Source organism: Staphylococcus microti (assembly GCF_000934465.1).
Lineage (GTDB): Bacteria > Bacillota > Bacilli > Staphylococcales > Staphylococcaceae > Staphylococcus > Staphylococcus microti.
Map to the genome: position 1 here is coordinate 1 of NZ_JXWY01000003.1, position 6872 is coordinate 6872.

Annotated in this window: 10 protein-coding genes; 1 reads left to right on the plus strand and 9 read right to left on the minus strand. The window is 33.6% G+C overall.

Annotated features, from left to right (window positions below):
- Positions 1 to 674: 674 nt before the first annotated feature.
- On the minus strand, positions 675 to 905 hold the full coding sequence (locus tag TP70_RS00775; RefSeq protein WP_042740152.1) for an AbrB/MazE/SpoVT family DNA-binding domain-containing protein: 231 nt from the start codon (positions 903 to 905) through the stop codon (positions 675 to 677).
- A 710-nt stretch (positions 906 to 1615) separates the two neighbouring features.
- Here TP70_RS00775 and TP70_RS12135 point away from each other — a divergent pair.
- On the plus strand, positions 1616 to 1717 hold the full coding sequence (locus tag TP70_RS12135; protein ID WP_235307538.1) for a type I toxin-antitoxin system Fst family toxin: 102 nt from the start codon (positions 1616 to 1618) through the stop codon (positions 1715 to 1717).
- Between the two features lie 797 nt (positions 1718 to 2514).
- Here TP70_RS12135 and TP70_RS00780 read toward each other — a convergent pair.
- The 8 genes from TP70_RS00780 to TP70_RS12340 all read right to left on the minus strand — a co-directional run.
- Positions 2515 to 2733, minus strand: a complete 219-nt coding sequence (locus tag TP70_RS00780; protein ID WP_042740151.1) for a DUF4176 domain-containing protein — start codon at positions 2731 to 2733, stop codon at positions 2515 to 2517.
- Entirely contained in the window at positions 2733 to 3275 is a 543-nt protein-coding gene (locus TP70_RS00785) for a hypothetical protein (RefSeq protein WP_042740150.1), read from the minus strand. The genes TP70_RS00780 and TP70_RS00785 overlap by 1 nt, the downstream gene beginning before the upstream one ends.
- Before the next feature lie 31 nt (positions 3276 to 3306).
- Positions 3307 to 3786: an FtsK/SpoIIIE domain-containing protein gene (locus TP70_RS00790; protein WP_206168152.1), complete on the minus strand. Its 480-nt coding sequence runs from the start codon at positions 3784 to 3786 to the stop codon at positions 3307 to 3309.
- Positions 3787 to 3934: 148 nt separating this feature from the next.
- Entirely contained in the window at positions 3935 to 4789 is an 855-nt protein-coding gene (locus TP70_RS00795; protein WP_042740063.1) for a hypothetical protein, read from the minus strand.
- A 9-nt stretch (positions 4790 to 4798) separates the two neighbouring features.
- Positions 4799 to 5635 carry a hypothetical protein gene (locus TP70_RS00800; protein WP_042740064.1) on the minus strand — a complete coding sequence of 279 codons (837 nt, stop codon included), beginning with the start codon at positions 5633 to 5635 and terminating at the stop codon, positions 4799 to 4801.
- A gap of 9 nt (positions 5636 to 5644) precedes the next feature.
- Complete coding sequence (locus TP70_RS00805) at positions 5645 to 6094, minus strand: hypothetical protein (protein WP_042740065.1); 450 nt, start codon at positions 6092 to 6094, stop codon at positions 5645 to 5647.
- A 27-nt stretch (positions 6095 to 6121) separates the two neighbouring features.
- Positions 6122 to 6421 (minus strand): hypothetical protein, encoded by a 300-nt coding sequence (locus TP70_RS00810; protein ID WP_042740066.1) that lies wholly within the window; start codon positions 6419 to 6421, stop codon positions 6122 to 6124.
- A gap of 10 nt (positions 6422 to 6431) precedes the next feature.
- A partial coding sequence (locus tag TP70_RS12340; RefSeq protein ID WP_052502848.1) for a hypothetical protein occupies positions 6432 to 6872 on the minus strand: 441 nt, incomplete at its 5' end.

Consider the following 6872-nt stretch of genomic DNA (forward strand, 5'->3'; position numbering starts at 1 on the left):
CCCCCTTTAAAACAACCAATCGTTATTACTATTGTCATATAACCAAACCTCTTTTCTGATTCTGTTAATTACATTTTATTTATATCTATAATAACAAATATCTCAGCTATTCTCTACTATCATCTTTTTCTATTTACACCTTTCACTACTATACTACTAGGACTAAAAGACATAAGTAGTTGTGTGGTTCGCTTTGTGTTTACTAATAACTAAAATAGCGAATGTACATCTCAAAAGCCATATTACTACAATTAAATATTTCTCTTTAGACTCTAAAAATTGAATCGTTCAATTTGTCGAAAGTAAGCACCTGTGCTTATATACTTTCGATGATAGAGTCATCTATCTCTCAAGCGTCAATTCAGACACAGAGAAGAGGAGTGTAAAGTGATACTTGTTTTCCGTTCATATCATAGCACCAGTCATCCATCTATAATAGATGAACAACTTCTGCCTAAACTAAGTAAAAAACTGTCGGGACCATTATTGTAGTACTATTCATGTCCAAATACATATTGCTTAGGTGCATTAACCAGTATATTTAATGATTTAGTTTCTTTAACACCTATAGGCTCTTGGGAGGGCTATATTTCTCTATAACATATATATTTAATATGATAATTTCCTTTTCCGTTAAATAGCGCGTGTATTTCAGCCTACTAGCGATTCCCTAATTATTTAAAAGCTTTGTCATATTGATTACTGATTTCTTCCGCAATACTTAAAATATCTGCTTCTTTTGGTTCTAATGTTTTAACCGCTTCTATTAATAATTTGCCATTTTCTATGTTAAAAGCTAATTTTTCGCTCTCATGTATATTCAATTGTTCTAAGATTTCTTTAGGTAAAGTAACCACATTGCTGGAACCAATTTTTCTAACTTTTCTAGTATTTGTGATAACCATACAACCCTCTCCTTCAGTATATATTTGTATATCTTTTATTGTGTATTTTTATATGTATTTTATCAATTTATTTTTGTAACTTTGCAACAGAACTCTTTAATTTAGTCTAGGTAGATGTAGCTCCTTCTATAGACGATAAATGATTTCATTATCTTAATTAGAATCAAAAACCACGTAAACTGCTTAGCTGTCCTCGTAGTTTATGAATAAAAAACAAATAACTATTACAATCAATGAGATGTTATAGAGTAAAAGAAGGTGTGTGTACTAGACGAAAAGCAAGATTATATCGTGGTTCTAGAAAATGTTATTTATAATCGTAACAAATTTATAGATAACATCTAAATTTCTTTGCCCAGTTCCATTTTTTATTTAGTGATTTTGACCACTTATAAAAATCTACACACGGATTGTATTCAAAATCAAATAGATCTAGTTTTTATGAAACAAAAAGAGCACTCGAACGGTGTCAACAGTACAAGTGCCCAACTAATTAAAACAGGAAAAATACACACAAAATTGACAAGAAATATCGTCTTTTGGTATTGTTCATTTATTTAATGAAATACGCTGTTTCTAATGTATCAAAATCAATCGTTTTTCGCCAAGTTCACTATTAATCTATTTTCTGTATATCGGAAGTGTTATAATATCAAATGTCATCAACAATCCTAACTGTTGAAATAGGACAAGTTAGGAGGTGTAAAGTCATGTCGATTGTAACAATAGTTTTCTCAACTCTTATTGCACCAATTTTGGTTGGTGTAATACTTACGACTTACAAATATTGGTTAGATAATCGTAAACGTTGATGACCATTAATTACCAAACACCTAAAAACGCCATCTACTATAGCAGTAGTAGATGGCGTTTGGTGTTTCATCATGTCGATAACACAATGGCTTTCTCAACTTACCTATAGTATATCCTTTTCATCACTGTTTGTAAAATATCCTTTGTATCCTTATAGTTTTGTATTATATACTTTTCATCTGATTTATTGTGCTTGTTATTAACCATCAACAAACTTTATTTTGTTTCTCATAAAAAAACTCCTTCTCAATTTTAAATTGAAAAAGAGTTACAACACAAACTTTGGTCGCGAATGCTGTAACTCTTTTTTATTTTTATTCCAATTTCCTTTTGACTTGAAACCTTTGAGCTATATGTTTTTTAGTTGGTGTTAACTTGGTTTAATCCCAATTCAAACACCACCAACTTTTACAGACAAGCTGTAATAACATATAGCTCTTTTCCATATCAAAAGTTTTCTCGGCATAAAACCACATCAAAAAAATAAAAGATAGAGACCTAAATTAGGAGCCCACTGAAAAAGTCAAAGTTCTACAGTTTGACTTTTTCAGTGGGCTCCCCAAACGATTCCCTCTAGGTGTTAGCTAAAAGTCAATCACTATAATTGACAATGAAACAAGAAGAAATCATAGACCAGGTTCTCCCTCATTTTAAAGTAAAAACCTTTCTTACTTCTGTACAAAATTTATATAAATGAATTGAAAATGATGAATAAAAGAAGATTATCATCATTTACTATGTAACATTTTATTTTTCGTCCTAGTTTCAAAAACTTTGTAATTACTCTTTTTTAATTCTAAGCGTGGATGATAGATGATTTTTTTGTCTCAAAGCGTTTTTGTAACACCTCTTCTGATTCGTCAACATAACCTTCAAACCAAACTTTTTCGATATTCTCTTCATTGAAAAAGTAAGACTTGTTATCAAATATTCCGGTTGGGTAAATACAAGCTGAGTAGTCAAAGTAACCAATTTTCCCATCATTATTGTATAAAGGAAATCGATTAATAATCATCAATTTTGTATCTCCCTTTTTAATTGTCTAATCACTTTTCTACGGTCCAATGGCGAACAATCCCAAATTAGTAAAGATGTTGCACCAACTAAAAATGTAGAAATCAATAATGGTCTGACACTCCCAGATATTAAATAATCATATGAAAGTAATAAAATAAAACATATCATAAATCCAACAATTATTAATTGACCAATTCTTTGTTTCTTCCCATTTTCTAGCAATTCTCGTATTTGAAAAACATTTGGATAATAAAGTTGTAGTGACCATTGCTTAATCAATACTTTCTTTCCAAGAATAGAAATAATAAAAGTAATTCCATAACAGAGAAAAAGTATTCCTAAACGAAATTGGTCACTAGTTTCTCCTATTACTAAACTAATATTAGAAATTATTCCTCCTAGAAGAGTGCTAGCAATTGGAACTAAGAAAAAAATATGATTAGAATGTCTGCTAGTTTCAGATTTATAAAATTTCTTAGTTTCCTTATCAACATAAACAACTCGATTTGATTGCCAACCGATATTGATTAACTTTAACATTAGTTACCATCCTTTCAGCTATAATAAATAACTACAAGCCATTAAAATAAAATATGATATTATTAGATTTGTCAATCAAACGGTAGAAGGTGATGTTAGAGACCGCATGGCGACTAAAGCGTTTCTTACGGTCAGCCATCTCAGCTTTAAAGCGAGCCATAACCTTGGTTAGTTTTTCAGTATCATCTAACAAGAAGTTATCAGCCACGTGCGGCAAGTCTCTGAGCGGCAAGAGCCCGTTAGTCCCAAAGTCAAAGAGATAAACGTGCAAGTGCTCTGGAGTGAGTTGGCGACTAAGGTCCATAACCATGGTTTGAAGGAGGCTGGATTTCCCCATGCCTGGTGCTGAGTAGATGACCAAGTGGCCATCTGTCTCAAAGCGATGACTAACGGCTTCTTGGGTCTGACGGCTAGGAATATCCACAAAACCAATCATCGCTTCTAAAGGACGAAGCCCTTTAGCCCAGAAGTCCTTAAAGTGACCAGGACGTAAGCTCTCCACTGGAATCACCTTTTCTAACGGCGGTAACCAAGGTTGTGAGAGGGCTGTATGAAAGAAAATAGAGAGAACCAAAACGATTCTCTCTAGACGTTAGCTATAAGTCACCCACTACAGTTAACGAAAAACTATAAAACTGAGGCAACTGTTCCAATCTATATTACTCTAAATCATCATTCTGTTTCACACTATCTCTATACATCTTTGACTTTTTACCATACCATTCTTCTATAGAATAGCCTGACATCTGACGGTAATCTTCACTGTATTTTTTGAGGTAATAGCCTTGAAAGTGTTCGGCTAGCATTGAGATTGTAAAATATAGTGGTATAAAAATCCCTAACGGACTAAAGGAAACAATGATAAACCGTACAAAGTCATTTTCCTGCATCATGTTTGAGGGAAAAAACCAACGTAGAATAAAGATCAAAAATAGTAAAATAGGGCCGTATTTTTGCGATACTTGAGAAAATGTCTCAAGTAATTTAAAAGCTTTATTCTCTTTATGACTTGCGCCATATAATTTGCCCTTTATAAAGAAAATCAACCATTTAAACCTTGACACCAATACAAAAACAAATATTACAGTATATCCAAAAGTTCCTATCCACCAGCCCAAGGTTGAAGTTGCTAATGATACTAAAATTATAAAAGCTTCAAGAAGGAAAATCAACGACATGATGCTTAAAAAACTGCCGTATATACTATATTGTCTATATCTCAAATTTATATTTTTAAAAATGTATATGAAGTAAATAAAAGCAACAAATACCGCATTAAATACAATCATCTTAGTTATAAAACTAGTTTTGAATGAAAGAAATGTATTAGAAGAAAGGCTATCTAATCTAGTTATAAAACTAAATAAGTACATCATAAATAGTAGGGTTAAAGTCCCAATAATTTTCTTCCACACTCCATGCTCTTTGACATTTTCCATAGACGTTTGGATATACTTATCCGTTACCAAATTCATGCTTTCTTCCAATGACGCATTAAAAATTGTTTGTTTCATCCCATTCTCCTATCCAAACCAACCTGAAGCTACTGCTAACGGTTTGGAACTAAACTTTTCAAAAGCTTTACCTGCACTTGATACCATACGATTTACTTCTGTTTTGACGCTTTTGCCAACTTTAGAAACATTATCCACAAAATCATAGCCTATTTCCTTAACATCATCAGCAATATCTGGATTATAATATTTGAAGCCTTGAATTAATAATCCAGCTGTAAAACCTATTCCCGCACCTATAGTAGCCCCCAACAGCGCTCCATCAACTGGTCCTACATTAGCTATCGTATCAACCGTACCACTCACTACCGACTTCCCTACATTGTGATAGGCTTCAGAATCTTTGTCAAAATAGGCTGAGGCACTTCTAACGCCACCTTCTAACACTACTGTACCAATCGCAAAAGCTTTACTTGAAATCGCTTTACCGATCTTTCCAGCTCCTAGCTTCTCAGCCCCTTTTTTACTTCCTTGAATAATCTTGGATTCACCTAACTCACGAACGATAGCTCCAACTTTCCCACTAGCAATCCTACTAGCCCATCCTGCAATCTCACCACTTTTGTTAAGGAGATTATAACCCTTGTCTGAGAGAGCAATCATACCATCCAAAATTTTATCTTGCATTTTAAGATCAAGCTTACTAACCCATGCCACAAATGCTTTACTATTTGAAATGCTATTGACCAAATTTTTAGGAATATTTTTGGTATTTTCTAAAAAGGACATCGTCCCTATAAAAAAATCTGAAACAGCATCACTCTTAGAAATAGCTAATATAAATTTTTCATTGTTATAGAGTTCATCTAATGCTTTAGCAGGATTAACATCCATGAGTGCTAACATCCGTTGAACTCAGTCCTTATCTCCAATCTCCGCACCGTATTTTTTGATTTGATCTGTAAATGTTCTATAGCGTGCGACACTCTCAATATCATCTCGTACAATCCCCATAGCAGACTTGACTGCTGGTGATGTAACACCCGTATCAATGCCTGCAAAGGTTGTACTATAACTGTTATCAATTGTGACAACACTATAAAGTGGATTATCTTCTCCTTCAGAAGCCATCTTACTAAGTTTATCTTCATGGTCTTCAATCGTCGTTAGCTCGGTTTTAGCAGTTGTATAAGCTTCAATAGCTTCAACAGAAGCCTGATCCCTACTATCAAGACTGCTAATATGTTTCGAAACTAAGTCCAAAAAGTTGTCATTTACAGCATCTTTTAAATTACTGACTTCTTTTTTGATATTAGAAGATGTTGTGTAATAATCCGACAATGGCATTTTAAATGATCCCGCCATTTGTTCTCCTTTCTATGATTCTTATCATCAACAACTTGAAATTGAGTTTGAGGCCTGCTTATCCGCATCTATCAAAAGTTCTTTGACTTTACCTGCATTTGTTATAGTTGTTTGCCAATTCTCTTTTTCAGTCTCTAATTTTTTAACGAGTGTATCCACCGCTGTTTCTAAGGCTTCAGCAGCATTGCCATCTAGATTATCACTAGACATCGTTTTTACTGCATTCAAGTTGGTTACCACCGTTTCAAAACTCGATTTTATTTTGTTCAGTTCACTTGCGAAGGCTTCATGTTGCCCAGCATCGTATTGTATCGTCTCTGCAGTCATAATTCACCTCTTATTCAAAGCTGACACTGCTTTCTGCCTCTGATATCTCGCTCGCAAAATTAGAAAGTTGTGTTCCTAGTGTCATACATTCAGCGACTAATAGCTGATTTGTCTGTAATGATTGTGTAACCTGTGTTGACAAAGCTGTATAGGCGTCTCCTTTTAAGGCATTTTGAAACTGGCCAAAAAGCGCACTAGCATTCACGACAGCTGCCTTATAATTCGCTATACTATCATTCAGGGTAGCCACCTCATCTGTCACACTGCTACTTTTTTCATCAAACGTAGCTAACAATATGTATGAGTGCGTCTGATACTCTAAATCAAATAGTGCTTGAATATTATTAATGATAGTATCAATGTCTGATAAGAAACTGCTCTTTCGACCAGCAATACCCTTACAATCTGACTTTACAGTTTCAATATAGCTATCAAATTTTCCTCTAGCATC